At 50.9% G+C, this 26,339-nt stretch carries 25 protein-coding genes, 3 rRNA genes, 1 pseudogene and 1 riboswitch (1 of these 30 only partly in view); of the genes and pseudogenes, 2 read left to right on the forward strand and 27 right to left on the reverse strand.

Going from position 1 to position 26,339, the window contains the following annotated elements:
- Window positions 1-262: 262 nt before the first annotated feature.
- The 14 genes and pseudogenes from QMO62_RS17000 to QMO62_RS17065 all read right to left on the reverse strand — a co-directional run bounded on the left by QMO62_RS17000 (window position 263) and on the right by QMO62_RS17065 (window position 12,947).
- A complete protein-coding gene (locus QMO62_RS17000) occupies window positions 263-919 on the reverse strand; it encodes a 50S ribosomal protein L25 (protein WP_284642802.1) in 657 nt (218 codons plus the stop codon).
- A gap of 82 nt (window positions 920-1,001) precedes the next feature.
- Window positions 1,002-2,405 carry a bifunctional UDP-N-acetylglucosamine diphosphorylase/glucosamine-1-phosphate N-acetyltransferase GlmU gene (glmU, locus tag QMO62_RS17005; RefSeq protein ID WP_284642803.1) on the reverse strand — a complete coding sequence of 468 codons (1,404 nt, stop codon included), beginning with the start codon at window positions 2,403-2,405 and terminating at the stop codon, window positions 1,002-1,004.
- Window positions 2,406-2,513: 108 nt separating this feature from the next.
- Complete coding sequence (spoVG, locus tag QMO62_RS17010; RefSeq protein WP_018759486.1) at window positions 2,514-2,798, reverse strand: septation regulator SpoVG; 285 nt, start codon at window positions 2,796-2,798, stop codon at window positions 2,514-2,516.
- A 116-nt stretch (window positions 2,799-2,914) separates the two neighbouring features.
- Window positions 2,915-3,307, reverse strand: coding sequence for a RidA family protein (locus QMO62_RS17015; protein ID WP_284642804.1), 393 nt, complete (start codon window positions 3,305-3,307; stop codon window positions 2,915-2,917).
- A 12-nt stretch (window positions 3,308-3,319) separates the two neighbouring features.
- Window positions 3,320-4,141, reverse strand: coding sequence for a pur operon repressor (gene purR, locus QMO62_RS17020; protein ID WP_284642805.1), 822 nt, complete (start codon window positions 4,139-4,141; stop codon window positions 3,320-3,322).
- A 138-nt stretch (window positions 4,142-4,279) separates the two neighbouring features.
- A complete protein-coding gene (ispE, locus tag QMO62_RS17025; protein ID WP_284642806.1) occupies window positions 4,280-5,134 on the reverse strand; it encodes a 4-(cytidine 5'-diphospho)-2-C-methyl-D-erythritol kinase in 855 nt (284 codons plus the stop codon).
- Window positions 5,135-5,504: 370 nt separating this feature from the next.
- Window positions 5,505-5,684, reverse strand: a pseudogene (locus QMO62_RS17030) (small, acid-soluble spore protein, alpha/beta type); the annotation flags it as partial.
- A 221-nt stretch (window positions 5,685-5,905) separates the two neighbouring features.
- On the reverse strand, window positions 5,906-6,178 hold the full coding sequence (veg, locus tag QMO62_RS17035; RefSeq protein WP_284642807.1) for a biofilm formation stimulator Veg: 273 nt from the start codon (window positions 6,176-6,178) through the stop codon (window positions 5,906-5,908).
- 196 nt (window positions 6,179-6,374) lie between these two features.
- Complete coding sequence (gene yabG, locus QMO62_RS17040; protein ID WP_284642808.1) at window positions 6,375-7,220, reverse strand: sporulation peptidase YabG; 846 nt, start codon at window positions 7,218-7,220, stop codon at window positions 6,375-6,377.
- Window positions 7,221-7,301: 81 nt separating this feature from the next.
- Window positions 7,302-8,138: a 16S rRNA (adenine(1518)-N(6)/adenine(1519)-N(6))-dimethyltransferase RsmA gene (gene rsmA / locus QMO62_RS17045; protein ID WP_284644969.1), complete on the reverse strand. Its 837-nt coding sequence runs from the start codon at window positions 8,136-8,138 to the stop codon at window positions 7,302-7,304.
- 56 nt (window positions 8,139-8,194) lie between these two features.
- Window positions 8,195-8,752: a ribonuclease M5 gene (gene rnmV / locus QMO62_RS17050; protein WP_284644970.1), complete on the reverse strand. Its 558-nt coding sequence runs from the start codon at window positions 8,750-8,752 to the stop codon at window positions 8,195-8,197.
- Window positions 8,753-8,952: 200 nt separating this feature from the next.
- Window positions 8,953-10,092: a resuscitation-promoting factor gene (locus QMO62_RS17055; RefSeq protein WP_284642809.1), complete on the reverse strand. Its 1,140-nt coding sequence runs from the start codon at window positions 10,090-10,092 to the stop codon at window positions 8,953-8,955.
- 273 nt (window positions 10,093-10,365) lie between these two features.
- A riboswitch (cyclic di-AMP (ydaO/yuaA leader) is annotated at window positions 10,366-10,551 on the reverse strand.
- 222 nt (window positions 10,552-10,773) lie between these two features.
- The gene (locus QMO62_RS17060) at window positions 10,774-11,541 is read right to left on the reverse strand and encodes a TatD family hydrolase (protein ID WP_284642810.1); all 768 of its coding nucleotides are present in this window, start codon (window positions 11,539-11,541) and stop codon (window positions 10,774-10,776) included.
- Window positions 11,542-11,651: 110 nt separating this feature from the next.
- Window positions 11,652-12,947 carry an HD domain-containing protein gene (locus QMO62_RS17065; protein WP_284642811.1) on the reverse strand — a complete coding sequence of 432 codons (1,296 nt, stop codon included), beginning with the start codon at window positions 12,945-12,947 and terminating at the stop codon, window positions 11,652-11,654.
- 373 nt (window positions 12,948-13,320) lie between these two features.
- Between QMO62_RS17065 and QMO62_RS17070 the strand changes: the two genes are divergently transcribed.
- On the forward strand, window positions 13,321-13,575 hold the full coding sequence (locus tag QMO62_RS17070; protein WP_284642812.1) for an AbrB/MazE/SpoVT family DNA-binding domain-containing protein: 255 nt from the start codon (window positions 13,321-13,323) through the stop codon (window positions 13,573-13,575).
- A 162-nt stretch (window positions 13,576-13,737) separates the two neighbouring features.
- Here the strand turns inward: QMO62_RS17070 and rsmI are convergent, their stop codons facing one another.
- The 10 genes from rsmI to QMO62_RS17120 all read right to left on the reverse strand — a co-directional run bounded on the left by rsmI (window position 13,738) and on the right by QMO62_RS17120 (window position 21,151).
- On the reverse strand, window positions 13,738-14,622 hold the full coding sequence (gene rsmI / locus QMO62_RS17075; RefSeq protein WP_284642813.1) for a 16S rRNA (cytidine(1402)-2'-O)-methyltransferase: 885 nt from the start codon (window positions 14,620-14,622) through the stop codon (window positions 13,738-13,740).
- A gap of 16 nt (window positions 14,623-14,638) precedes the next feature.
- Window positions 14,639-15,430 (reverse strand): tRNA1(Val) (adenine(37)-N6)-methyltransferase, encoded by a 792-nt coding sequence (locus tag QMO62_RS17080; RefSeq protein ID WP_284642814.1) that lies wholly within the window; start codon window positions 15,428-15,430, stop codon window positions 14,639-14,641.
- A gap of 60 nt (window positions 15,431-15,490) precedes the next feature.
- Window positions 15,491-15,850 (reverse strand): DNA replication initiation control protein YabA, encoded by a 360-nt coding sequence (gene yabA / locus QMO62_RS17085; protein WP_284642815.1) that lies wholly within the window; start codon window positions 15,848-15,850, stop codon window positions 15,491-15,493.
- Window positions 15,851-15,881: 31 nt separating this feature from the next.
- On the reverse strand, window positions 15,882-16,685 hold the full coding sequence (locus QMO62_RS17090) for a PSP1 domain-containing protein (protein WP_284642816.1): 804 nt from the start codon (window positions 16,683-16,685) through the stop codon (window positions 15,882-15,884).
- 2 nt (window positions 16,686-16,687) lie between these two features.
- On the reverse strand, window positions 16,688-17,665 hold the full coding sequence (gene holB, locus QMO62_RS17095; RefSeq protein ID WP_284642817.1) for a DNA polymerase III subunit delta': 978 nt from the start codon (window positions 17,663-17,665) through the stop codon (window positions 16,688-16,690).
- Between the two features lie 45 nt (window positions 17,666-17,710).
- A complete protein-coding gene (locus QMO62_RS17100; RefSeq protein WP_284642818.1) occupies window positions 17,711-18,157 on the reverse strand; it encodes a YaaR family protein in 447 nt (148 codons plus the stop codon).
- A gap of 22 nt (window positions 18,158-18,179) precedes the next feature.
- Window positions 18,180-18,509 carry a cyclic di-AMP receptor DarA gene (gene darA / locus QMO62_RS17105; protein ID WP_284642819.1) on the reverse strand — a complete coding sequence of 110 codons (330 nt, stop codon included), beginning with the start codon at window positions 18,507-18,509 and terminating at the stop codon, window positions 18,180-18,182.
- Between the two features lie 183 nt (window positions 18,510-18,692).
- Window positions 18,693-19,331: a dTMP kinase gene (tmk, locus tag QMO62_RS17110; RefSeq protein WP_284642820.1), complete on the reverse strand. Its 639-nt coding sequence runs from the start codon at window positions 19,329-19,331 to the stop codon at window positions 18,693-18,695.
- 58 nt (window positions 19,332-19,389) lie between these two features.
- Window positions 19,390-20,856 carry an aminotransferase class I/II-fold pyridoxal phosphate-dependent enzyme gene (locus QMO62_RS17115; protein WP_284642821.1) on the reverse strand — a complete coding sequence of 489 codons (1,467 nt, stop codon included), beginning with the start codon at window positions 20,854-20,856 and terminating at the stop codon, window positions 19,390-19,392.
- A 97-nt stretch (window positions 20,857-20,953) separates the two neighbouring features.
- On the reverse strand, window positions 20,954-21,151 hold the full coding sequence (locus tag QMO62_RS17120) for a sigma factor G inhibitor Gin (protein WP_284642822.1): 198 nt from the start codon (window positions 21,149-21,151) through the stop codon (window positions 20,954-20,956).
- A gap of 184 nt (window positions 21,152-21,335) precedes the next feature.
- Here QMO62_RS17120 and QMO62_RS17125 point away from each other — a divergent pair, with 184 nt between their 5' ends.
- Window positions 21,336-21,854 (forward strand): hypothetical protein, encoded by a 519-nt coding sequence (locus QMO62_RS17125; protein WP_284642823.1) that lies wholly within the window; start codon window positions 21,336-21,338, stop codon window positions 21,852-21,854.
- 286 nt (window positions 21,855-22,140) lie between these two features.
- Here the strand turns inward: QMO62_RS17125 and rrf are convergent.
- The 3 genes from rrf to QMO62_RS17140 form a co-directional block, all read right to left on the reverse strand.
- Window positions 22,141-22,257 (reverse strand): 5S ribosomal RNA (rrf, locus tag QMO62_RS17130).
- A gap of 83 nt (window positions 22,258-22,340) precedes the next feature.
- Window positions 22,341-25,252: ribosomal RNA gene (locus QMO62_RS17135) — 23S ribosomal RNA — on the reverse strand.
- Between the two features lie 189 nt (window positions 25,253-25,441).
- A 16S ribosomal RNA gene (locus QMO62_RS17140) occupies window positions 25,442-26,339 on the reverse strand (it continues 637 nt past the right edge of the window).
- The 16S, 23S and 5S rRNA genes sit together here, the layout of an rRNA operon.

Raw genomic sequence — 26,339 nt, forward strand, 5'->3', positions numbered from 1 at the left:
AATCTACAACTCTATTATACCATCTTGATCCCGATAAGCCCAAATTCGACACGAACTTCCCATGAAGGATCTTTACCTAGCGTTTCCATGTTTCTTCCTTATCATTCCTTACCCCATTCCTTGCAAAATAACACACCCAAGCCAAAAAAGGCGTCTGCAACCTGCAGACGCCTATGTCTCTTCTTATATACCTTAGTTTTTGTGTTTTTGTTTTTTTGCCTTTCCCTTAGCCTTCTTTAAGCAAATGCCAAAAACACCAAAACTAAGCCTCAGCCTTAACCTCTTCGTTCGCCTCTTCTCCGGCACCCGCAGGTGTATCCGCCTTCTCTGCAGCCGGCTCGTCATCCACCGGCTCGGCCGCAGGCTCCTTCTGCGGAGCCAGGATGGTTGCGATCACATCGGTAGGCGTAGATTTCAGCTCGATGCCGGCCGGCAGCACGAGATCGGAGACCAGAAAGCTGGAGCCGATCGCGAGTCCGGACACGTCAACAGGGATGCTGGCCGGAATCTGAGTCGGCAGACAGCGTACGTCCACCTCGTGGTTTTGAATTTGAAGGATGCCGCCCTCCTGCACGCCTGCGGGCTCCCCGACAATTTCCAGACGAACCGTTGTGTTCACCGGCTCATCCATATTGATCTGATGCAGATCGACATGGAGCAGCTGACGGCTGACCGGGTCACGCTGCACCTCATTAATCATCACGGGCTGTTTACCCCACTGAGGCAGATCCATCTCGATCACTGCATTCGGGCTGGTTCGAAGCAGAGCCAGAAGCTCTTTCTGATCGATCGCAATCGATGTCTGCGTTACTTTCTTTCCATATACGACAGCCGGCACCTTTCCTTGGGCGCGGAGCTGTTTACGTTCACTCTTCGTCGGTTTGGCATTGCGTGCTTCTGCTTGTAAAGTAACTGCCATATTGAAAAACCTCCTTCAGAATAGGCCATTTAAGGTAGCTTCTACTACTTTGCCCAAATGAAGGAGGTTCTAAAACCCGAGCTTACGACTTTTCCGTTTTTGCTTTCTTCTTGGCCGCGAACTTCGCCCTCAGCTTATCCGCGTAGCCTGCTTTGTTCACTTGGCGCTCCCGCGCAATGGCCAGGTCGCCCGCTTCGACATCATGCGTAATCGTGGACCCCGCCACCACATATGCACCTTGTCCTACCTTCACCGGAGCAATCAAGTTCACATTGCTGCCGATAAACGCATCCTCTCCGACTTCCGTCAGCTGTTTGTTGAAGCCGTCGTAGTTGACCGTGATCGCTCCGCACCCGAAGTTTACGTTGCGACCGATGACGGCATCCCCAATGTAGCTAAGATGCGACACCTTCACATCGTCCGCCAGCTTGGCATTCTTGATCTCTACGAAGTCACCGATCTTCACATTTTCGCCAAGATCAGCTCCCGGCCGCAAGTACGCGAACGGGCCGACGGAAGTGCCTTGACCGACTACCGCTTCTTCCAGCACCGAGTGCTTAATCGTGACGCCGCTGCCGATCCGGCTGTCCTTGATCTCCGCCTGAGGCCCAATGACGCAGTCCTCGCCGATCACGGTCGTTCCTCGCAGCACCGTGCCCGGTTGAAGCACGGTATCAGAGCCGATTTGTACATCCGCCTCAATATAGGTGCTGGAGGGATCAATGAAGGTAACGCCATTCAGCATATGCCGCCGATTGATTCGCTCCTTCATGAACTGCTCCGCTTGGGACAGCGCAAGACGATCGTTGACGCCGATGGCTTCCGCCTCTTCCTTCAGGATCGAGCCCTCCACCACGTGGCCGGCAGCTACCAGAATCCCGATCACATCGGTAATGTAATACTCGTTCTGCGAATTGTCATTCTTCACTTGAGCAAGCGCCTCGAACAGCTTGCGGTTATCGAACACATAGGTGCCTGTGTTGATCTCCTTTACAAGATGCTCCTGCTCCGAGCAGTCCTTCTGCTCCACGATCCGGGCAACGAAGCCGCGTTCATCGCGGATAATTCGCCCATAGCCCGCAGGCTCCTCCAGCAATGCCGTAAGAATGGTCGCAGCGGCTCCCTTCTCTTGATGAAGCTGGATCATGCTGCGCAGCGTCTCTTCCGACACGAGCGGGGTATCTCCGCAAATGACGATCGTCAAGCCTTCCTCCCGTGCCAGCAGCTCTTTCGCCTGAAGCACGGCATGGCCCGTTCCTAGCTGCTCTGCCTGAAGAGCGTATTCCGCCCGCTCTCCCAAATATCCCTTCACTGCTTCGGCCCCGTGACCGACAATAACAACCGTTCTTGACGTCTGGAGCTGTTCCAGCGCCGATACGACATGTCCTACCATCGGTTTGCCGCATACGGGATGAAGCACTTTATATAACTTCGACTTCATACGTTTTCCTTGACCTGCCGCCAGTACAATACCGAACAATTTCACCGGCTCTTCACTCCCCATCTCTAAACTTTCCGTAGAAACCCACTCCTTATCTTACTTGAGATAGGGCAAAAAGAAAAGAGAGCCTGTTCGGCTCTCTCTTGGTTTCGATTAGGCTCCCTCTTCGATAACCTCTTCTTCCGTAGCGGCCCGCTCGTACTCCGCTAAGACCGCAGCTTGGATCTTCTCACGGGTTGTAGAAGAAATCGGATGGGCGATATCACGGAATTCGCCATCCGGTGTACGTTTGCTCGGCATTGCTACGAACATACCGTTGTTACCGTCGATTACACGAATATCGTGAACCACAAATTCGTTATCAATGGTAATGGATGCAATGGCTTTCATTCTACCCTCGGAGTTCACCCTACGAAGCCTGACGTCAGTAATCTGCACTTGTGTTCACCACCTTATTATCCATCTTAGAGACTTGTGCTATAAATTCCACATTTTAGTGCAAATTCCTGCTCAAAATATTGGAAATCGTTCGATTTTATAAATACTTTATATATTTACGCGGATTCGACAGTGACCGCCGCAATAAGCTCTATTTCGACAAGCACATCCTTGGGAAGTCTCGCTACTTCCACAGTTGAACGAGCCGGCTTATGGTCTCCGAAATAGGAAGCGTAGATTTCATTAACTTGCCCGAACTGATTCATATCCTTAATGAACACAGTCGCCTTCACGACATCCTTGAAATCCGCTCCGCCGGCCGTGAGTACCGCTTTCAAATTACGAAATACCTGATGTGTTTGCTCTGCTATGCCGCCCTCTACAACTTGTCCGTCCAAGCCCAAAGGGATTTGCCCGGAGGTGAACAGCAGATCTCCAAAACGAATTGCTTGCGAATAAGGTCCGATGGCCGCCGGCGCTCCTTCTGTTGCAACTTTGTGTAATGTCATTAGGATTCACTCCTATTCTGTGAAATAGTTTCCTGGTTCTACCGAAATTTGCTTCGTCTTGGGATCCACAGCCGACAGCTTCGCTAGAGAGATGTAGTTTTCCACCAAATGCTCCTCGACTTCTCCCGATTCGACGAATACGCCGACACCCTTCACCGTTGCTTTAAACTCCTGAAGAAGATCCATCATGCCATGAATCGTACCGCCTACACGCATAAAATCATCGATGATCAGGACACTTGACTCTTCCTTCAGCGCCCGTCTGGAAAGAGACATCGTCTGAATTCGTTTATTCGAGCCCGAAACATAGTTAATGCTAACGGCCGAGCCCTCCGTTACCTTATTGTCACGCCGTACGATGACAACCGGCAGGTTCAAAAAGGAGGCCGTAGCATAAGCAAGCGGAATCCCCTTCGTCTCCACCGTCATCACAACGTCAATGTCCTTCGCAGCAAACACGGAGGCAAACATCCGGCCTACTTCATTAAGAATAAGCGGCTGCCCCATAATATCCGACATATACAAGTAACCGCCCGGCAAAATACGCTCCGGCTGTTCCAGCTGACGGCAAATTTGTTGAATGAAGGCCAGCGAGCTCGCCTTCGACACTTTCGGAATAAATTTCACGCCGCCGGCTGCTCCTGCTAAGGTTTGCAGCTCTCCAAGTCCCTCATCCTCGAACACTTCCTTAATGATCGCGAGGTCCTCACTGATAGAGGATTTGGCTGAATTATATCGGTCTGCGAAGGTCGTTAATGGAATTAAGGTATGGGGGCGAAAAAGCAAGTATTGCGTCATCTCGACCAATCTTGCGCTTCTTTTTAACTTTTTCATTGGTACACCCCCGTTAGTGTGCATAATCGTTATCAATTTCCGAATATTATAATGAAAATATATCATTCATGTACGCCTTTGTTCAAGTGAGCCATGAAAATTAGTCTCACATCAACATAACACAAACATGACACAGTGTTAAGTTAGCAGGCGAACCGCATAAACATCCTTGCAAAAGCCCCGTAATCCGTTATAAATCCTCGCCACCTTGGCCTCCTTGGAGACCAAGCCGAACACCGTTGGACCACTGCCTGACATCAGCACCCCGTCCGCTCCAAGCCGTATCATGCAATCCTTCAGCTGCTTCACCTCCGGATAAAGGTCCAGCGTGACCTCTTCCAGCACGTTGCCAAGCTCTTGGCAGAGCTGGCCGAAGCGTTTGGACCGAATCGCTTCGAGCACGTTCGCCGTGGAGGGGTGTCGGCTGATTTCATTTGCCCTCAGCTTTCCGTAAATTTCGGAGGTGGACACATTAATCGGCGGCTTGGCCAACACGACCCAGCATTGCGGAGGCGATTCGATTGGCTCCAGCTTCTCCCCGCGCCCTCTGGCTACCGCCGTCCCCCCGGTCACACAGAAAGGCACATCCGAGCCGAGCTCCGCTCCAAGCTTTTGAAGCTCGTCCACCGGGATTCCGAGCTTCCACAGCCGATTCAAGCCTCTCAGTGTGGCCGCTGCATCACTGCTTCCCCCTGCAAGGCCTGCGGCCACCGGAATTTTTTTATCCAAATGAATGTAGACTCCCTGCTTTACTTCGTAACGTTCCTTAATCAGCCTAGCTGCCTGAAAAGCAAGATTCTTCTCGTCCAGCGGTATGTATCCGGCCTGGCTGGAGATGATAATCGTGTCCCGCGGCAGCTCCTGCATCTCGATCCGATCGGCCAGGTCCACCATGGTCATAACCATCTCCACCTCATGGTAGCCGTCCTCGCGCTTATATAAAACATCCAATGACAAATTAATTTTTGCCGGAGCTTTCTCGAATACTTTCATCCAGGCCACCTTCTTCGCACTGTGTCTAGTCTGCGCCTCATTACGGCAAATGTTTATATTCCCTATATTATACCATTTAGCGCAACAAAAAAAGCTAAAGCCACCTCTTGCGCGCTCTAGCTTTTCCTCCTATCGATTTTTACTGTCTGTACGGATTTCCTTCTTGCCCTGCCGAAGTCGGGCGATACGTCGTGCCGTACCCTGTGAAAGGCTGTGCTCCGAAGGCTTGTCCGGCTCCCTGCTGCGGAATGAACGATTGCGGCTGCGCATACGGCGATGGAGGCAGTGTCATGACAACGGGCTGCTGCACCTGGCTTGAGACGGGCTGCTGAACGGGCCGAGCCTGTCCTTGCATCTGGGTACCAGGCTGCTGCGCCTGTTTCATCGATTGCTCCGCGATCTGCAATGCGCGCTTTACCATGTTCCCTGCATCCTTCGTACGGATGCCTCCCCAGCCTTCCTGCTTCACCGTATCATAGAAACCCAAATCCTTGGCCAGCTCGTATTTAAAATCTTCCGACATCACACCGCGGCGATTTCTGCGTGACATATCGATCAATCCTCCTTGTTCTAGTTAATTCATAGTATGGTACAAGCATCGGTAAGCCATGCACCCTCACAGCTTTCATCTTTTCCCAAAAACTCATATTATAGCGTATAAAGTCCAAGCCATTGGGATATCTTATACATCCCGGGGTGGTACAAACTCATTTCAACAACGAAAAAGCGACTATCCCTGGCCGGATAGTCGCCTATAGCACAAATATATAGCTATTGTTGTATCGTAATACGCATTTGTCCGTTGTCGTTGCATACCGTGACCTCAACGGACTCCGTCAAAATGTCTGCATAGCTGTAAGAGACTCGCTTAAAAGCGTGCTGCTCTTCATCGAGCTTTACAATAAAAACGGAAGGGTAGGTTTCCTCCAAAACACCGGATCGTTCGATCGTCTTACGACGACCACCATTAGCTCTTAACATAATCTTCTGTCCGACATGAGGTTCCAAACTACGTTTGATTTCCAACAGCGCATTTTTTGCCATTGTCAACTACCACCTCTTTCCTATAAGATTATAACCCAATGGATATAGTATGTCAATTTAAACCGATAATTATAGCAGTATGACAATCTTGTTGTCAACGGTAAAAATCCTTGTAACAGCGGGTTTTTAGGCAAATTCCGGCTTGCCATGTTCACACATTTGTCGATATTTACAAAAAAAAAACGCCCTAAGGCGCTTATTTTGTACTAGAATACGTAATTCTGGGCACACCTCTGCGGTAGCTCCCCTTGGTTTCCAACCCTCCGAGCCCCTCAAGTCCGCTATGCGTCAAGCTAATTACGTCCACGAGGTTTACGGTTTCCTGAATCGGTGTAAAAGCCAGCTTAGCAGCAATACATAGCGGGTCCAGTGCATGTATCAAGACACGTGCCGGAGAGCTCGCGAAATTGGCCCCTGCCTGCAGCAAAGCCTCAAAGTGGGATTGGCAGGCCCCTGCAACCACAACCAAGGTATCGCGGTTTTTCTCATACTGCCGCGCAACACGAACCGCATTAACGAAATTATGTGAATTTTTATAGCTGCTTAATTGAGAAATGTCCTGCCCGTTCCTATGCTTCAGGATGCCATCGTGTCCCGTGATGACGACGATATCGGGACGAACCTGTGGGAGCAGCCGGTACAGTGCTTCCGCCATATTGGCTTCAGGTACATAGTATCCTTCTACGGGTACCCGCAGCTCACCGTACAGCGCCATGCATTTACGCAAATACGATGCGTCTCCGTCCAGATGCAGCACCTTTCCCGGCATTTCAAAATAACCGGAAGTGCCCTTCCCCGTTATGCCTGGAGTCATCGCGGGGACCACTTGGTTCCTGCGCATGGATTCGGCCCAATGCGGCCGCATTCCTGATAGATTCTGTGTGTATTCTGCCGTTGTAGGCTCAAGATCCAGGATCGGCGCATCCGCCATTAATCGCAGCTCCACTCCGCGAAGAATCGCTTGCTGCATCTTGATGTCCTGAATCTTAAAAATGACGTCGCCGCCATACGACTTCCGAGTGACCAGGTCTCCCTGCTTCATGGCTTCATCGCCTCCTCGTGTATCGTATGGCGGATCTGGGCAAATGGTGCATTGCGTTACGACATGTTACCCTCTAACGCCTTATCTACACAGTACGCGAGCCAGAATGGTGCTAAGACGGGCATATTCCGCAATGGAAAGCGTCTCTCCCCGCCGGGAGGGCTCAATACCCGCTTCCTCCAGAACGGCCGTCAGCTGATCCTTTGTTTCTTTGGTGAAATACTTCGAGCTTAAGTTGTTATATATCGTTTTGCGACGCTGCACGAAGCTGGCCTGAACCACGTCGAAGAAGAAAGCTTCATTTTCTACCTGTACAGGCGGCTCCTTCCTTACCTTGAGCTTGATCACGGCCGAGTCCACATTCGGTTGGGGAATAAACACAGTATGCGGAACAATGGTAACAATCTCGGGTTCGCAATAGTATTGGACCGCAATACTCAAGCTTCCATACTCCTTACCACCGGGCTTTGCCGCCATTCGATCGGCAACCTCTTTCTGGATCATAACAACGATGTTCTCCAGGGGCAGCTTGTCCTCCAAAAGCTTCATGATGATCGGAGTTGTAACGTAGTAGGGCAAATTGGCCACGACACTAACGGGACCCACATCCTGAAACCGCTCCTGAAACAGCTGCTTCAAATCCAGCTTCAGCACATCGCCATGCACTACAGCCGCATGGGGATAAGGCTCCAGCGTTTCGGCCAGCATCGGCAAGAGGCGCTGGTCGATCTCTACGGCTACCACCTTGCCGGCCCTCTTCGCCAGCTGCTGCGTGAGCGCGCCGATTCCGGGCCCGATCTCTAGCGCCCCTTTGTCCGCTGTAAGCTCTGCGGCGGATACAATTTTATTCAGCACATTCTGATCGATCAGAAAGTTCTGTCCCAGGCTTTTCTTTAAGGTAAAGCCGTATTTCTGCATTAATTCCTTCGTTCGTTTGGGTGAAGCGATATCCTCGACCGCTTGTCCTTCTTTGCTCACTGCTGCAGCTCTCCTGTCTCTTCGTAAAATTGCTCAAGCGCCGCCTGAAACTCCTCTTGAGAGATTTGAAACATCCGGCACCGGTTATAAAACTGCTTACCGTTACAGTAGCCTATCCCTAACAGCTTGCCCATCCTCAGGCGACGGTCCGCCGCTTGCGGGTGAACAATCAGCCCGGCGTCCATAAGGTCCTCCCACGAAATTTCCGTAGCCTTACTCTCGTAATCCGTTCGAACGTTATCCAGGGCCCGGCGAATGGCTTCCACCGAAGCATTCTCCACACCGATGTCTCCTTTACTCGTTGCGTCCTCCTGCGTCAGGAAGGCATGCTTGCATCCAGGTACTCGGGAGGCTATAATCTTGCGAATGCGCTCACCGGCATGATCCGGATCCGTGAAAACAATCACGCCGCGCCTTTGCTGGGCCAGCTTAATGCGTTTGATGACGCTTTGGTTAATGGCGGAGCCCCCGGTTTCGATCGTCTCCGCTTCCACGGCTCGTTTGATGGCAACCGTGTCATCCTTGCCCTCTACCACAATGATTTCCTTGATCACGCGCTTCTTCAACCTCTTTCATGAAAAGCGAAAAAAGAAGAGGACCTGCGCCTTGTCGGACGCAAGCGATTGCCTCTTCTTTCTCACATTATCTATATCATGATTCTGCCCTGCCCTGCCATAATGCATACAGGGCGGCTATCCGCTCATTTTCGCTGTTGAGCTCATACACGCAAGCGGTTTGATCCCGTCCATCACAATTAATCTGCTGTCGGCTTCTTCGGTCCGATGATATACATTGTGTACCCTCGTTTCGTACCAAAACGTTGGGCATTCTGTAAGCTGTCAAAGTAAAGATCGATGATATTTCCCTTGATCGCGCTGCCGGTATCCTCCGCACGGCGGAATCCGATACCTTCAATGTAAACCCACCAGCCCATGGGAACCACCTTCGGATCCACTGCAATGGTTCGGCCTTCTGTCACTTTCGTGCCTGAGGAAGTTATTCCGTATTGAGGGTGCTCTGCACTTTTCCCTGTCGATACGGCACTGGCGGTATAAGCTGTTACGGTGACGTTGTTGATCACCTGCTTATAGCCGAAGGTAACGCCTGCTTTGGTTACCTGATCCACAGTGGGGGAGCCGGACGACAGCACAACCACCGGGTTTTTCGTACCTACCGCTACGATTTTCTTGATACTCTCGGACTGAACCTTTTCATCGACGATTTGCTCTGCTACGAGTATACCGTCTTCAAACACTTTTTCCTTGGTTTTCAGAACAACGCCCTCTTGACCTTCCTGTACGACTTGCTCTTTGCCCTTCAGCAGCTGGGGATCATTCTTCTTCACGGTCTCGAATGCAATCGATTCCGTAATTTCTTCCGTCTCTTTTTTCACTCTAACGATCTCGATGGCTGCACCGCCCGATAATGGCTCTCCCATTCCCGGCGACACCTTATCGAGCTCCCCTACGGCGATGTTCGATTCGGCAAGCGCGGCTTCCACTGTCTTCGCGACCGTGTACACCGTCTTCGTTTCTCCATCTGCCGTAACTTGAACCGGTATGGCCTTTTCGATGACAACACGGTCTCCCGACTTGACCGCACCCTGCAGCGGCTGAGATACCTTGTCATTCTGGCTTACGGCTATCCCTTGCTCATCCAGTATGCGCTGTAGAACGGAATGCCTTGTCTGGAACGTCTGCTCCTGACCGTCTACAACGATTGATACGCGCTTAGTGGCCGTACCGTACAACATCATTAAGAACATGAAGACAATAGCGAATGAAAGTAACGCAGCAACTGAAATCATACGCAAGTTTTCATGCTTCCATCGCAATGCGAAGGTCATGCTGGATGATCGTCTTACATGGGTTTGTTCATGAGTCACAACGCCCACTTGTTCGGTCCTCCTTCAAAGCCCCGCCGTCGACTATTTTGCATGATTCATCTGACGCGACTAAGGTTATTTGGTATTACCAAGGTCCAGCCGTTATATCTGAACATCAGATCTTAAGACTTGCCCTTGTCCCCACCTCCTTTGATTCACTTGTATGAATCGACCGGGATGAATATCCCTAAGTGGACAACAAAAAACAAGCCAGAGAAGAGGAACCTTCCCGTGACTTGTTCTCATTTTAATCTTAAAATGAAAAAGCAGCACACGACAATTGTTACCTCTCTCTTAACGCTTACGAGGTTAGCTGACGGATTCGGACATGAGAGTTGCCCTACTCAGAAGCTGCTGAGGCTTCTAAGATTCACCCCTGAAAATGCGTCTGCAGTCATATGGACTAGCTGCTGCATAACGCGATGCGGTTCCCCCGTTTCCCTTACGGAAACTCAGCGATGTTGGAAATTTGGTAATTTGTATTAAGTTAATATTGAGTTTACGATGGTACGGCTGAGTTGTAAAGTATACAAACTCGTGAAATTGGGGTTAATTTCATCCAATTTTCACTCTTTTAGCCGTATTTTGCAAATAAACATACTTTCCTCTTCGTAAATCTCCTGATTTCACCGATTTGCTCCATTTATCCCTATTTCGACAAAAAAGGGCGTGGTCAAATGTGCACTTAATCTATGTTAGTCTAAAAAGCTTGGACGCATTGTCGGATGTTATCATACCTAGGTCTTCCGTACTAATCCCCTTGATTTCCGCCGCGGCCTCGGCAACGTAACGGACATATGCCGATTCATTGCGTTTGCCCCGAAACGGGTGCGGGGTGAGGTAAGGAGCGTCCGTCTCAATGAGCAGACGATCGAGCGGAACCTTCTCTAGCACCTCCTTCGGCTGCTTGGCATTTTTGAAGGTGACCGGCCCCCCGAACGAGATATAAAAATTCATATCCAGGCACTCCTTGGCAATTTCCCAGCTGCCGGAATAACAGTGCATCACGCCCCCTACTTCCGCAGCTTTTTCCTCACGAAGCACCTGAACGACATCCTGATGCGCATCCCGGTTATGGATCACAATGGGCTTTCCCACTTTACGTGCCAATCTTATCTGATCGCGGAAAATGCGAAGCTGAATATCCTTCGTGCTCTTATCCCAATAGTAATCCAGTCCGATTTCACCGATTGCTACCACCTTAGGGTGCCGACAAAGCTCCTCAATCCATTCAAGATCGCCTGGCTGCATGTCCGCTGCATCTGTCGGATGCCAGCCGACCGCTGTATAGATGAAGTCATATTGCTCCGCTAACGCGAGGGAAGTCGGAATCGTTTCACGGTTAAAGCCGATATTGATTATACGGGTGACGCCATTTGCTAATGCGCGCCCGATCACCTCTTGTCGATCCTCATCGAACTGTGCTGCGTTCAAGTGAGCATGTGTGTCTGTAAGCATAAAGTTCTCCTTCACGTTTCTACAATATAGATGTATTCCAGTCCGGCATTCCCCATGGGGCTGTTCAGCCACATTGTGTTCCTGTTTTTGTATTTTCTATATAATGGATATTACTCCAAATCAAAGAGCTTCCTCAATGAGGGCAGCAGAGCCTGGCTGTGATTCAGCAATAGCTCCTGCGGGTAATAAAGATGGTATTTCCCCATCTGGATTCCGCTGATGGAGCGAACGATTTCGGATTTTCTGGAAATTTCCGTCAGGTTGTCGTCCTCATCCAAGAGAAGAATCGGAAGCTTTTCGTCCTGCTCACCCGGCCGATAAATATCATAGGATTGGTCGGATGGGAAGTCAATCTCAAGGTAATATGCAGGATCCACGCCAAGCTGCTGCATCTGTGTCCGCAATGCCTCTACTAATGAAGCATCCATGCGTTCCAACGTCACATACTTGAACAGGTTGCGGCTCAGGAACCGTGAGGAAAGATCCGCAAGGATGCCGTCCTCTTCAAACGTCCATTGCATGAGAACCGCTTGCATCAGCGCTTCATCCAGCATGTGGTAATCTGCCACCGTCAGCTCTTGGCGGAACAGCCGTAGCAGCGGGGAAACCATGAATCGGAAGCGATATCCCTCTTCGTAGAGCTGTTTGGCTCTTTGGAAAACTTTGTGGAGAACCACCTCAGCACTGCGGGTAACCGGGTGAAAATAAACCTGCCAGTACATTTGGTAACGGGACATCAGATAGTCCTCCACCGCATGCATTCCGCTTTCCTTCACCACCATATGCCCGCGGTAAGGCCGCATGACACGAAGAATTCTTTCCAGGTCGAAGGTGCCGTAATTCACTCCGGTAAAATACGCATCCCTAAGCAAATAATCCATTCGATCCGCATCCAGCTGACTTGATACGAGACTAACCACAATTTCTTTATGGTAGGTTTTGGCGATCACGCCGGCAACCCTCTCGGGAAAGTCAGGCGCGACCCGTCTGAGGACCTGGTTCACCTCCGTATCCTCTTCAAGGACAATGCGGCAGGACCAATTTTCGTGATTCGTTCCGAATGTTTTTTCTATGGAGTGGGAGAACGGGCCGTGACCGACATCATGCAGCAAGGCAGCGCATAGGCAGAGCAAGCGTTCTTCCTTAGGCCAATCATCGTATCGGTTCCGTTCAAACTGGCTGATGATTTTTCTTGTGATCTCGTACACACCGAGGGAATGGGAGAAACGGCTGTGCTCCGCTCCATGAAACGTCAGAAAGCAGGTGCCCAGCTGCCGGATCCGGCGTAATCTTTGAAATTCTTTGGTGTTGATGAGATCCCACACGGTTTCATCCTGAACGTATATGTATTTATGTACCGGGTCTTTAAAAACCTTTTCTTCCTTTAAGGGACTCGGGCTCGCCATGGGACATCTCCTTTTTTCTTTTCGTCTTTTATTCGACATAAATGTTGAGCAATGTCGAGACATATGTCGAAACATGTCACTGTAGACTTCCATTGTTTTATATGGTTTTTGGTATTTTATTCTAGTTATTTCGAGTTGCTTTTAAGGCCAATCCATCATTCTATGCGAAAAAACACCGGTTTTTAAGCATTTTTTCTTATCGTATCACAAAAGAATTGAATTACCTACATTCGCCTCCAATAATTAACATAGAAAACTAGTAATTTGAGGTTGACTATTTTGGGAATGGTTGGTATCATAGGAATTAAGAATTATGTCGAAAGATGACGATTAATTTCTCAATTTTCACTTCCGGGAGAGGGGAATTTTTATTATGATGAAATCTACAGGTATCGTGCGTAAAGTTGATGAGCTGGGTCGCGTTGTTATCCCGATCGAACTGCGCCGCACGTTGGGTATTGGTGAGAAGGACGCTTTGGAAATTTACGTGGACGGCGAGCGCATTATGCTGAAAAAATATGAGCCTGCTTGCATCTTCTGCGGTAATGCCGAGAACGTCTCTTACTTTAAGGGAAAAATTGTATGCAATGAATGTTTAACGGAAATGCCAATACCTGTGACAAAATAAAAAAAATAGGTTATAATAAGATATAGGCAGTAACTTAACTAATGGTAATTCTAACCTTTTTCATATCTCCTCTATGTCCCTAGTTCGTATCAACGAATTAGGGATTCTTTTTTTTCACAGACCAGGCTCCTGGAGCTCAGGCGCCTTAGTCTGCGCAGTTCTCTACTCCTTCACCCGAAGCAGCTGGTAAAGCTCGCGTTTGGGAACACCCCTGTCTTGAGCTGCACGCTTCAGAGCCTCCTTAGGGTCAAGCCCTTCCCTCTCATATTGTAACACATGCTCCTCGGGTGAGAGCGAAGACCACCAGTCCGCAGGGGCCTCCGCTGCTGCTGCTTCCGGGTCGGTGCCTCGAATGACAAGAACATACTCGCCCTGCGGCGGGTTCGCCTCCAAATGCTCCAAACATTCGGTCACGGTCCCCCTTACCGCTTCTTCGTACCGCTTTGTCAGCTCTCGTATCAAGCTAATGTCCCGATCCGCTCCCAGCACAGCTGCAATCGCTGTAAGTGTCTTTACCACCCGATGCGGCGATTCGTAGCAGAGGATGGTGCCGGTTTCTCGGCGCAGCTGGGTCAGCTCCTGCTCGAGCGGCTTCTTGTCCCGCGGGAGGAAGCCCAGGAACAGGAATCGTTCCGTCGAGAAACCTGACATGATTAATGCGGAAAGTGCGGCATTAGCCCCCGGAATGGGTACGACATCGATTCCCGCATCAATCGCCATTCTTGCCAGATCGGCGCCAGGATCGCAAATCGCCGGCAAGCCGGCATCGCTGACTAAGGCAATGGATTCTCCGGTGAGCAGAATACGAATCAGCTCCGGCCCGCTTGCGTGTTTGTTGTGCTCATGGTAGCTGACCAAACGGGTGTTGATTTCAAAATGGGTCAGCAGCTTACGGGTTTGCCTCGTATCTTCTGCGGCAATCCACGCCACTTCCCGGAGGGTGCGTACGGCTCGAAACGTCATATCCTCCAGATTGCCGATCGGCGTAGCTACCAGGTATAGCTTCCCGTAACGCTTTTCTTCCGCGTAGCTTTTTTGTATGTTCATCGATTCCCCGCCTTGGTTATGTACTGGTATGCTGCCCGATATCACTGTGGGCGAGCGATTCGCTCCGGCCGTAATAAACCTCCATCAGCTCATCACTGTATTCCGTCTTATTCTTGTATACGATTAACGGAGGCAGCATCCTAACTTCCGGCTTGCCGTCACGCAGCGCTTCGATTAGCACCATATTTGCCTCGAGATCGGCCCGCGGATGCACAAACCGGATTCGCTTCGGCTCTAGACGATACTGCCTCATCGTGCAGAATATCTCCACCAGCCGGCTCGGCCGATGAACCATCGCTACACGTCCTCCGCTTCGTACCAGCCGTGCGCTGGCCCGTACCACGTCCTCCAGTGTCGCATGCACCTCATGCCGCGCCGCGGCAAAATGCGGGTTCATGTTCTGATCCCCGTTCGGAACCGGCAAATAGGGGGGATTGACGGTAACCACATCAAAGGCTCCGTTGCCCAGCTCCGCCGCGGGATCCCGTAGATCGCCGTGAATCATATGAATCCGATCCTCCAGCCCATTCAGCCGGATATTGCGCCGTGCCATATCGGCAAGCCGATCTTGGATCTCGACACCGGTAATATGAGCTTTCGTTCTCGTCGTCAGCAGCAGCGGAATCACTCCATTGCCTGAACAGAGATCGACGATTCTTCCCCTAGGGGGTACATAACAAAACCTGGCCAGCAATACGGCATCCAGCGAGAAGCTGAACACCTCATCGCTTTGAATGATTCGCAAATCATGCGTAAGTAAATCATCGATCCGTTCCGTAGGCTGCAAGGTGACCTTCCCGTTCTCCAACACACGACTCCTCTTTCTCCAAAAAAGCCGTAGGAGCGAGAAGCTCTCTACGGCTGGTCTTTATTTATTTAAAAATGATAAGCAGAACAGGCAATCGCCTTCCGTTCTCAAATGTCCGTAGTAGACATTACAAATATGAAAGCCCTCTTGATAAATGCGGGCCAGATTGTCCAAGCCTTCCCCGGTTGTCGCTTCTTTGACCGAAGGGGATTGATCCTGCGCCTCCTCCTCATCTGGAGAAGGAACGGGATCGGCATCCTTTTTTAACAGCTTGCGCAGCTGTCCGTTTTCTATACTAAGCCGTTTGTTTTCTTCCAACAGCTCGATAATTTGCTTCTTCATTTGACCAAGCTCGGTATAAAAGGCACCGACTTGCTCTTCCATCTGCTCGATTTGCACGAAAATGTCTCTTTTATCCACGCTTTCACCTCAGGGCCGCAGCAACAGAACATTAGTGCTGTTCCACTACATCATCCAATGGAAGATCCATTACCTTTTTCAATTCGAAAATTTGTACTTTGGCCAAGCGCTCGCTTACATTCAAGGAAATCAAGCGTCCGTTCCCGTAGGAGGTAACGACCTCACTGCCCACTCGTGGAAGCTCATCCTTTGCGCTTTCATAATTATCATGCTCATATTTCAGGCAGCACATTAATCTTCCGCACAAACCCGAAATTTTCGTCGGATTCAGCGACAGGTTCTGGTCCTTGGCCATTTTGATTGATACCGGCTCGAAGTCCCCCAGAAACGAGGAGCAGCACAGAATCCGGCCGCATGGGCCGATTCCTCCCAGCATCTTCGCTTCGTCGCGTACGCCGATTTGCCTTAGCTCAATCCGTGTTCGGAAAATACTGGCCAGATCCTTCACCAGCTCACGAAAATCAACGCGGCCTTCTGCGGTGAAGTAAAAAATAATTTTGTTCCGGTCAAATGTATATTCAACGTCCACCAGCTTCATCCGAAGCTGATGGTCCTTAATCTTGTCCTGGCATATGGTAAACGCGTTCTTGGCCGCCGCCTTATTATCTTCTACCAGCTGAGCGTCTTGCGTATCCGCAATCCGGATGACCTTCTTGAGCGGAAGCACGACATCGGCTTCTCCAACGGTCCGGCGTCCGATGACGACCTTCCCGTATTCGATGCCTCTTGCTGTCTCTACAATGACGCTGCTGTCCTGCTCTACCGGAAAGTCGCTGGGATCGAAGTAATAAATTTTACCCGCCTTCTTGAATCGAACCCCCACAACGGAAAACAACGTTACACCCCCTTAAGCTGCATTAATATCGTTTCCAGCATGAGCTGGGGATTAGCATGAAATCGCAGCTTCTTCTGCGTGTCGATGGTCTGCTCCAGGCACGCAATCCAATGCTCTAAGGGATACGTCAGAGCCTGCGGCGCCATCCATTCGGCTTGATCGGCGTACACCAACGCCTCCCGATTGCCCAGATGCAGCTGGACCATATCCTTGAGCCATAAGATGAGCATGTCCATGAAAGCAGTCAGCTCCTCCGCGAGCGCGCCCTTCGTCAGCTTCTGCTGCGCGGTAAGCAGCGCCGTCGGAAGCCGAGTAAAGCTCTCTCTTGTTAATTGTATCACTAGATTTCGGACTTCTGCAAACCCATTTGTTTGAATACGTTCCCGCGCAGCTGCAGGTCCGGCAGCCATGTGCACGGCCACCTTCACCAATGCCGGCGGCAAGCCCTCCTCCAGCAGCTGCTGTGTCATTTGAGACCGGTTCATGGGAAGGAATGATATCCATTGGGCTCTGGAACGAATGGTCGGCAGCAGAGCATTCCCATTCTCCGTTATCAGTATGGCAACGATCTGCGATGTCGGCTCCTCCAGAAACTTGAGCAGGCTATTGGCAGCCTGTACGGTCATTTTCTCCGCCTCATGAATAATGTACATCTTCACGCCGGAGGCGCTGGCACGGTACGAGAACTGCTTCTGCAGCTCGCGGATTTGATCGATCTTAATGGAGGCGCCGTCCGGCATGACCGTGTGAAGATCTGGATGGTTTCCGTGCTCGACCTTTCTGCAATCGAGGCATTCCCCGCATGCGTCATCAGGCAGCACCTTGCAATAAATCGCTTGGGCGAACGCCAGCGCCATCGCTTGCCTTCCTGTGCCCGCCGGACCCGTAAATATATAAGCATGGGACACCTTGTCCGCCCGTAAGCTGTTTTGCAATATTCGTTTGACCCGCTCTTGACCTTCTACCTGCCTAAAAGACATAGCTTTCCTTGCTCCTACCTTACCCGGCTTGTCCGACGGCTCTTGTTAAAAGGCAAGATTAATTAACATGCCCCGGATTTCACCGATTTTATGCAATAAATCAATGCGTCCCTGCTCACTCAGCAGCATCTCATCCGCCAAGGTCAGCAGCTCCTGATCAATCTCCTCCAGCAGCTTGTACCGCTTGGAACGACCGCGGCGGTCCCAGCCGCGCGTATCGCGAAGCTGAACGCCGCGTCTGGCCGTCTCCTCCAGAAACTGCTTTATCAGCAGCTTGTACTGGCGAAGCTCACGCACCGTCATCGACTTGGCCAGCCGCTGGCCTTGGTTGTCAATCTGCTGCAGGATCTGCTTCAGCTGTTCCATGCTTGCCCGTTCATGGTGATGGTTCATCATATCCGAGAACGATTTTTGCTGTGTCTGCTGGGCATGCGTATTGTCACTGCGGATCAGTTCCTTGCCGAGCGGCCGCCAACCCGGATTAATCTTCATGCGTCTTCGCTCCTGAATTCAATTAGAAGTGCTCGAACCGCTCTACCGGCATCACGAACACCGCTGCACCGCCGACCTGTACCTCCACAGGGAAAGGAATGTAAGAATCGGTCGTGCCACCCATAGGGGATACCGGTGTAACCATTTGCTCGCGGATTTTGCAATTCGCCTTGATGACTTGGAGAACCTCGTTCACCCGCTCATCCTCGGTACCGATCATGAAGGTCGTGTTCCCTGCTCGAAGAAAGCCGCCCGTACTCGCCAGCTTCGTCGCACGAAAGCCTTCCTTAATCAGTGCATTGGACAATCGGTTGCTGTCTTTATCTTGAACCACCGCGATGACTAATTTCATAATAACCTGCCTCCTTACATATGGGAAGTAATCCATCCTACCTGTCGGGCCAGCAAACGTTTACAACATATGTGAGGTCTGGGATGAAAGGTTGCTAACTCCCTATAGTAATAATTAGACAAGCCTACTGAAAATTCCTTCATTAATGTATATGGAAAATGCAAGATAGGATGCTTTATTTCATTATACTCTAGAAGGGAGGTTTTGGTTCACCAGGATCGCCAAGCTTTCGAAAACCTGTTCCATCGGCAAATCCGCATTCACTATTCGTATTCGCTCAGGGAACATGTCCTTCACCCGGTAATAGCCCTCCCGGACCCGCCGGTGAAAATCATGCGTCTCCATATCGAGCCGATTCACTTCGCGTCCCCGGTCAGCGTCTATCCTGGCTAGACCCACCTCCGGCGATACATCCATCAGGATGGTCAAGTCCGGCATCCAGCCTTCGATCGCGAACTCATTGATGCGAAGCACCTCAGGGATCCCTAGCCCCCGGGCATGGCCTTGGTAAGCCAGGCTGCTGTCTACGAAACGATCGCATAGGACGGCCTTTCCAGCTTGCAGAGCGGGAATGACCTTCTCGACCAAATGCTGCCTGCGGGCCGCCGCGTAGAGTAAAGCCTCTGTTCTGCCATCCATAGAGGTATGCGCGGGATCCAGGACGACGCCTCGGATTTTCTCGGCAATCGGGATGCCGCCGGGCTCTCTTGTGGTGATGACCTCATAGCCCTTTTCCTCCAGAAGCTCGCCGATTTTCCGTATGGCCGACGTTTTGCCTGCGCCTTCGCCGCCCTCAATTGTTATAAAGTAACCCGGTCTCACTTCTTGCAGCTCCTCTATTTCGATGATATTCCTTTAACTATACCACATCGCCGGCAATTCAGGTAACTTGAGCGCTCGTATAGGTTGGTATCGTGCCTGTTGCAGCCACATCATGACCGTGAAATCTGGAGCCCATTCGGGCCAATTGCTCCAGGTATACGATCGCTTGTTCGGAAATGATCTCCCCGGGATAGAGAAGGGGAATTCCCGGCGGGTAGGGAATAATCATCTCTGCAGCCACCCGTCCCTTTGCTTCGACAATTCGCGTGTAAGCGATGTCTTGTTGTGTACGAATAATTCTATGAAAATGCACCGGCTCTGACAGCGACGGCATCTGCAAATGAGTGCTTAGGACCGGTTGCGATGATTGGGAAGCCGGGTCGGCTGTCTCTTCGATGCGGCTTATTGCGGTTAGCAGCGCATCCATATCCTCCTTCGTAGTCGCTAAGGTACACACCAGCAGGACATAGCGCGGATCGGCCATTTCAGGGTAGCAGCCCAGCTGCTCCAGCCTTTCCTTCAACTCGAAGCCTGTCCAGCGACCTTCAGCATCATAGAGTAAGATTTTGAACGGATCCTGTGTCTGGTTGGGCAGATATTTGGGCCGATAGGCTTGTATACGCTTTGTGCTCCTTAGGCACTCATCAAGATAAGTAATCTGCCCGATCCCCTGATCCAGAAGCTCCCTTCCGTGCTCCTGCATTTGCATGCGGCATACATCGAGGCTGGCCATAATGGGATAGGATGGACTTGAGCTCTGCAGGATACCTAAGTAGCGTGCCACTTCCTTACGATCCAGCCGATCCCCTTGCAAATGTAACATCGCCCCCATCGTCATGGAGGTCAGCATCTTGTGAGTTGATTGCACCGCTCCATCCGCACCCGAGGCCATAGCGGATAGCGGCAGCGCAGGATGTAAGCCGTAATGAGCGCCATGGGCTTCATCCACCAGCAGGACCTTGTCCTGCTTATGAAGCAGCTCTGCTAATGGCTGCAGGGATGTTCCCAACCCGTAATAGCTTGGGTTCGTGACCAAAAGGCCCTTGGCCTCCGGATACCGCTCAAGTGCCTCTGCCGCCTGTTCTGAGGTGAGGCCTACAGGAAGGCCGCTATCGGGATCCACCTTCGGTGTAATGAACACAGCCCGTGCACCGGAAAGCATCAAGCCGTGTATCACGGATTTGTGTGCATTTCTTTGAACAAGAAGAAGATCTCCTGCTTGGCATGTCGCCATAATCATGGCAAGATTGCCGACTGTGCTACCGCCGACAAGGAAATGGGTATGTTCGGATCCGAATACTGCGGCGGCCAGCTCCTGTGCTTCCTTAATAGCTTCTTCCGGATGATGCAAATCATCCAAGCCCGGAATTTCCGTCATGTCGATTTCGAGAAGGGACTGAAATACTTCCTTTGCACTCGGATGTATCCCTTTTCCAAGTTTATGTCCCGGGACATGAAAGCTGTGCGGACGCGCCGTTCGATGTTTAAGCAGCTGTTCATATAAGGGAGCTTTTCCTGTGCTCATGCTAATGCTCCTTTACTTATAGGTATGCTGGTATTGTAACAAACAAAGAGACCCCCACCAACCTTCGGTTGATTGAGAGTCTCTATTTTACGCTGAATTAGGCGTTCTTTTTATATAAAATTTGCTTCATTTGATGGATGAAGAACGGATACTTCGCATCCCGCACGTCCGTTCTTACCATTTCGGTCTCGCAATCCTCGCAGATGAAGGTTGATATGATCATAATGCCGTTTTCTTTGCTATGCCCGCAAATGATGCAAGAGTTTGTTATTTCTTGCTGTAATGCGTCACCCATTGCTGTCACCTCTATTCTTTTTATCTATCAGTATCGCCGGATTCTCTTAAATCTAAACCTGAGCCTGATGATATATTTTTATGAAAGTGGGGGAAAATGGGTTCCTCGTTCTTATAATTTGGTACAAGAAGACCGATATATTGATAAGAATAACAGAACTAACGACAAGGCAGGCTGGTACTAAGTGAACGATCGTCATCTATCGAAGGAATCCACTATCTATCATTACCGCTTATTGCAGCGTATTCATCATAAACCTGCTGTGCTCTACTCGTACTGGGCATTGCTTCTAATTTTGCTGGCATGGGATATCATTCAATGGAATCCATGGCCGTTTGCAGCTGCGTGGCTCATCGTCCCTGTACTGCATCTGACGATAACTTATTTCTCCCTTCGTACGATGGACGGCAAATCCCCGAAGGGTTGGGGATGGGCGTTTGAATTGCCCTGGTTCGGGTATCGCCCTAACAGTTACATTTCGCTGGAGAAGCTGTTGAAGGTGCACATGCAGCTCTTATTCATTACCTTGGTCATCGTCGGATGCTTGTTCCCCTGGCTGTCACTAAATGCGCTTGGGCATCTCGTTTTCATTCATCTTTGGTTGATTTTCCCGCGATTTGTCATCCTTCTCAAGCTTCACAAGCACCTTCACACCGGTTATGTAAAAATCAACGAAGCCGACACGTCCTGCTACGCTCAGTAGGGCGTATTTTTCTATTTTAGGGGCGGTCGGTAGATAATGAGTTTTTCTGCGTAATGACATAAATCGTATAGGATAAACCTCTTGCGAGGTGAAATTTCTGCTATTGTGCAAAATTCAATTGCGATATACATCCTAACGTGGCGTTCCGGCCAAGAAAAGTTGCATTTTCGCAGAAATATCCGTAAAAAACGATGAAAACTGATGTCGATTGTTGTACATTCGCACAAATAACAACTCGATATACGAAAAGAACCTCTTGGATGAGATCCCAAGAGGCTCTTTTATTGCTTGGCGACGTTCTACTCTCCCAGGACCCTTCGGTCCAAGTACCATCGACGCTGGAAGGCTTAACGGTCGTGTTCGGTATGGGTACGCGTGGTTCCCTTCCGCCATCATCACCAAACCGGATTTTTCGTTAGAAAATATCCATCAAGGCTTGCGCCTTGAAAACTGGATTCGAAACTTCAGCAAATGTCATATGCTTTATAGGATAAGCCCTCGACCGATTAGTATTCGTCAGCTCCACACGTTGCCGCGCTTCCACCCCGAACCTATCTACCTCGTCGTCTACAAGGGGTCTTACTAATTGGGAAATCTCATCTTGAGGGGGGCTTCACGCTTAGATGCTTTCAGCGCTTATCCCTTCCGTACTTGGCTATCCAGCCGTGCCTCTGGCGAGACAACTGGTACACCAGCGGTACGTCCATCCCGGTCCTCTCGTACTAAGGACAGCTCCTCTCAAATTTCCTACGCCCGCGACAGATAGGGACCGAACTGTCTCACGACGTTCTGAACCCAGCTCGCGTACCGCTTTAATGGGCGAACAGCCCAACCCTTGGGACCTACTTCAGCCCCAGGATGCGATGAGCCGACATCGAGGTGCCAAACCTCCCCGTCGATGTGGACTCTTGGGGGAGATAAGCCTGTTATCCCCAGGGTAGCTTTTATCCGTTGAGCGATGGCCCTTCCATTCGGTACCACCGGATCACTAAGCCCGACTTTCGTCCCTGCTCGACCTGTTTGTCTCGCAGTCAAGCTCCCTTATGCCTTTGCACTCTTCGAATGATTTCCAACCATTCTGAGGGAACCTTGGGGCGCCTCCGTTACTCTTTAGGAGGCGACCGCCCCAGTCAAACTGCCTACCTGACACTGTCCCCACACCAGCTAATGGTGCCAGGTTAGAACTCCGATACGATCAGGGTGGTATCCCAACGGCGCCTCCACCGAAGCTGGCGCTCCGGCTTCTTAGGCTCCCACCTATCCTGTACAGATCGTACCAAAGTCCAATATCAAGCTGCAGTAAAGCTCCATGGGGTCTTTCCGTCTTGTCGCGGGTAACCTGCATCTTCACAGGTATTAAAATTTCACCGGATCTCTCGTCGAGACAGCGCCCAAGTCGTTACGCCATTCGTGCGGGTCAGAATTTACCTGACAAGGAATTTCGCTACCTTAGGACCGTTATAGTTACGGCCGCCGTTTACTGGGGCTTCGGTTCACAGCTTCGGGTTACCCCTAACCGCTCCCCTTAACCTTCCAGCACCGGGCAGGCGTCAGCCCGTATACTTCGCCTTGCGGCTTCGCACAGACCTGTGTTTTTGCTAAACAGTCGCTTGGGCCTTTTCACTGCGGCCCCCTCGGGCTATTCACCCTACCGAGGCACCCCTTCTCCCGAAGTTACGGGGTCATTTTGCCGAGTTCCTTAACGAGAGTTCTTCCGAGCGCCTTAGCATGCTCTGCTCGCCTACCTGTGTCGGTTTGCGGTACGGGCACCTTCTCCCTGGCTAGAGGCTTTTCTTGGCAGCTTGAACTCATGACCTTCGCTACTTGAATTTCGCTCCCCATCACAGCCCAGCCTTACGATTAGCGGATTTGCCTACTAACCAGCCTCGCTGCTTGGACGGACATCCATCAGTCCGCGTCACTATCCTTCTGCGTCACCCCATTGCTCATAACGGTTCACGGTGGTACAGGAATTTCAACCTGTTGTCCTTCGACTACGCCTTTCGGCCTCGCCTTAGGTCCCGACTTACCCTGAGCGGACGAACCTTCCTCAGGAACCCTTAGGCTTACGGCGGACAAGATTCTCACTTGTCTTTTCGTTACTCATACCGGCATTCTCACTTGTAACCGCTCCAGCTGTCCTCACGATCAACCTTCACTGCTGTTACAACGCTCCCCTACTGCCCATAAATGGACTCATAGCTTCGGTGGTGTATTTAGCCCCGTTACATTTTCGGCGCAGAGTCACTCGACCAGTGAGCTATTACGCACTCTTTCAATGGTGGCTGCTTCTAAGCCAACATCCTGGTTGTCTTTGCAACTCCACATCCTTTCCCACTTAAACACACACTTGGGGACCTTAGCTGATGATCTGGGCTGTTTCCCTCTTGACAATGGATCTTAGCACTCACTGTCTGACTCCCGGGTTAAAGTCTGCGGCATTCAGAGTTTGACTGGACTTGGTAACCCTTGGCGGGCCCCGCACCCAATCAGTGCTTTACCTCCGCGACTCATCACCCGAGGCTAGCCCTAAAGCTATTTCGGGGAGAACCAGCTATCTCCGAGTTCGATTGGAATTTCTCCGCTACCCCCACCTCATCCCCGAATTTTTCAACATTCGTGGGTTCGGGCCTCCAGTGCGTGTTACCGCACCTTCACCCTGGACAGGGGTAGATCACACGGTTTCGGGTCTACGTCTACGTACTTATTCGCCCTATTCAGACTCGCTTTCGCTGCGGCTCCGGCTTCTCACCTTAACCTTGCGCGTAAACGTAACTCGCCGGTTCATTCTACAAAAGGCACGCCATCACTCATTAACGAGCTCTGACTTCTTGTAAGCACACGGTTTCAGGTTCTTTTTCACTCCGCTCCCGCGGTTCTTTTCACCTTTCCCTCACGGTACTGCTTCACTATCGGTCACCAGGGAGTATTTAGCCTTGGCAGATGGTCCTGCCGGATTCCGACGGGGTTTCACGTGTCCCGCCGTACTCAGGATCCGTCTAGAGTCTCGGTTGCTTTCGGTTACGGGGCTGTTACCCACTTTGGCCGGCCTTTCCAGACCTGTTCGCCTACCAACCTGCACTCACATTGACGTCCTACAACCCCAAGGGGCAAGCCCCTTGGTTTGGGCTGTTCCGCTTTCGCTCGCCGCTACTGACGGAATCACTTTTGTTTTCTTTTCCTGAGGGTACTTAGATGTTTCAGTTCCCCTCGTCTGCCTCCTACACAGCTATGTATTCACTGTGTGGTACGTGAGTATTACCTCACGCGGGTTTCCCCATTCGGACATCCCCGGATCAAAGCCTGCTTACGGCTCCCCGAGGCATTTCGTCGTTCGCCACGTCCTTCTTCGGCTCCTGGTGCCTAGGCATCCTCCGTGCGCTCTTATTAGCTTAACCTCAGCTAAAAGATTGTTCATCTCGCATTCGCTCAATAAACCATCGTATAGATGTTTCGACATTTTGCTTTGTTTCGATATCCAGTTTTCAAGGAACAAGAGTTCTGAAAGGCATTGCGCCTTTCAAAACTGAACAACGAAGAGAGTAAATTTTATGTCCGATGGCCTACAGCCATCATGGACTCCATAGAAAGGAGGTGATCCAGCCGCACCTTCCGATACGGCTACCTTGTTACGACTTCACCCCAATCATCTACCCCACCTTCGGCGGCTGGCCCCTTGCGGTTACCCCACCGACTTCGGGTGTTGTAAACTCTCGTGGTGTGACGGGCGGTGTGTACAAGACCCGGGAACGTATTCACCGCGGCATGCTGATCCGCGATTACTAGCAATTCCGACTTCATGCAGGCGAGTTGCAGCCTGCAATCCGAACTGAGACCGGCTTCTAAGGATTCGCTCCGGATCGCTCCTTCGCTGCCCGTTGTACCGGCCATTGTAGTACGTGTGTAGCCCAGGTCATAAGGGGCATGATGATTTGACGTCATCCCCACCTTCCTCCGGTTTGTCACCGGCAGTCACTTCAGAGTGCCCAACTGAATGCTGGCAACTGAAATCAAGGGTTGCGCTCGTTGCGGGACTTAACCCAACATCTCACGACACGAGCTGACGACAACCATGCACCACCTGTCTCCTCTGTCCCGAAGGCCTGCCCTATCTCTAGGACATTCAGAGGGATGTCAAGACCTGGTAAGGTTCTTCGCGTTGCTTCGAATTAAACCACATACTCCACTGCTTGTGCGGGTCCCCGTCAATTCCTTTGAGTTTCACTCTTGCGAGCGTACTCCCCAGGCGGAGTGCTTACTGTGTTTACTTCGGCACCAAGGGTATCGAAACCCCTAACACCTAGCACTCATCGTTTACGGCGTGGACTACCAGGGTATCTAATCCTGTTTGCTCCCCACGCTTTCGCGCCTCAGCGTCAGTTACAGTCCAGAAAGTCGCCTTCGCCACTGGTGTTCCTCCACATCTCTACGCATTTCACCGCTACACGTGGAATTCCACTTTCCTCTCCTGCACTCAAGTCTCCC

This window comes from Paenibacillus silviterrae, from assembly GCF_030167925.1.
Taxonomy (GTDB): domain Bacteria; phylum Bacillota; class Bacilli; order Paenibacillales; family NBRC-103111; genus Paenibacillus_G; species Paenibacillus_G silviterrae.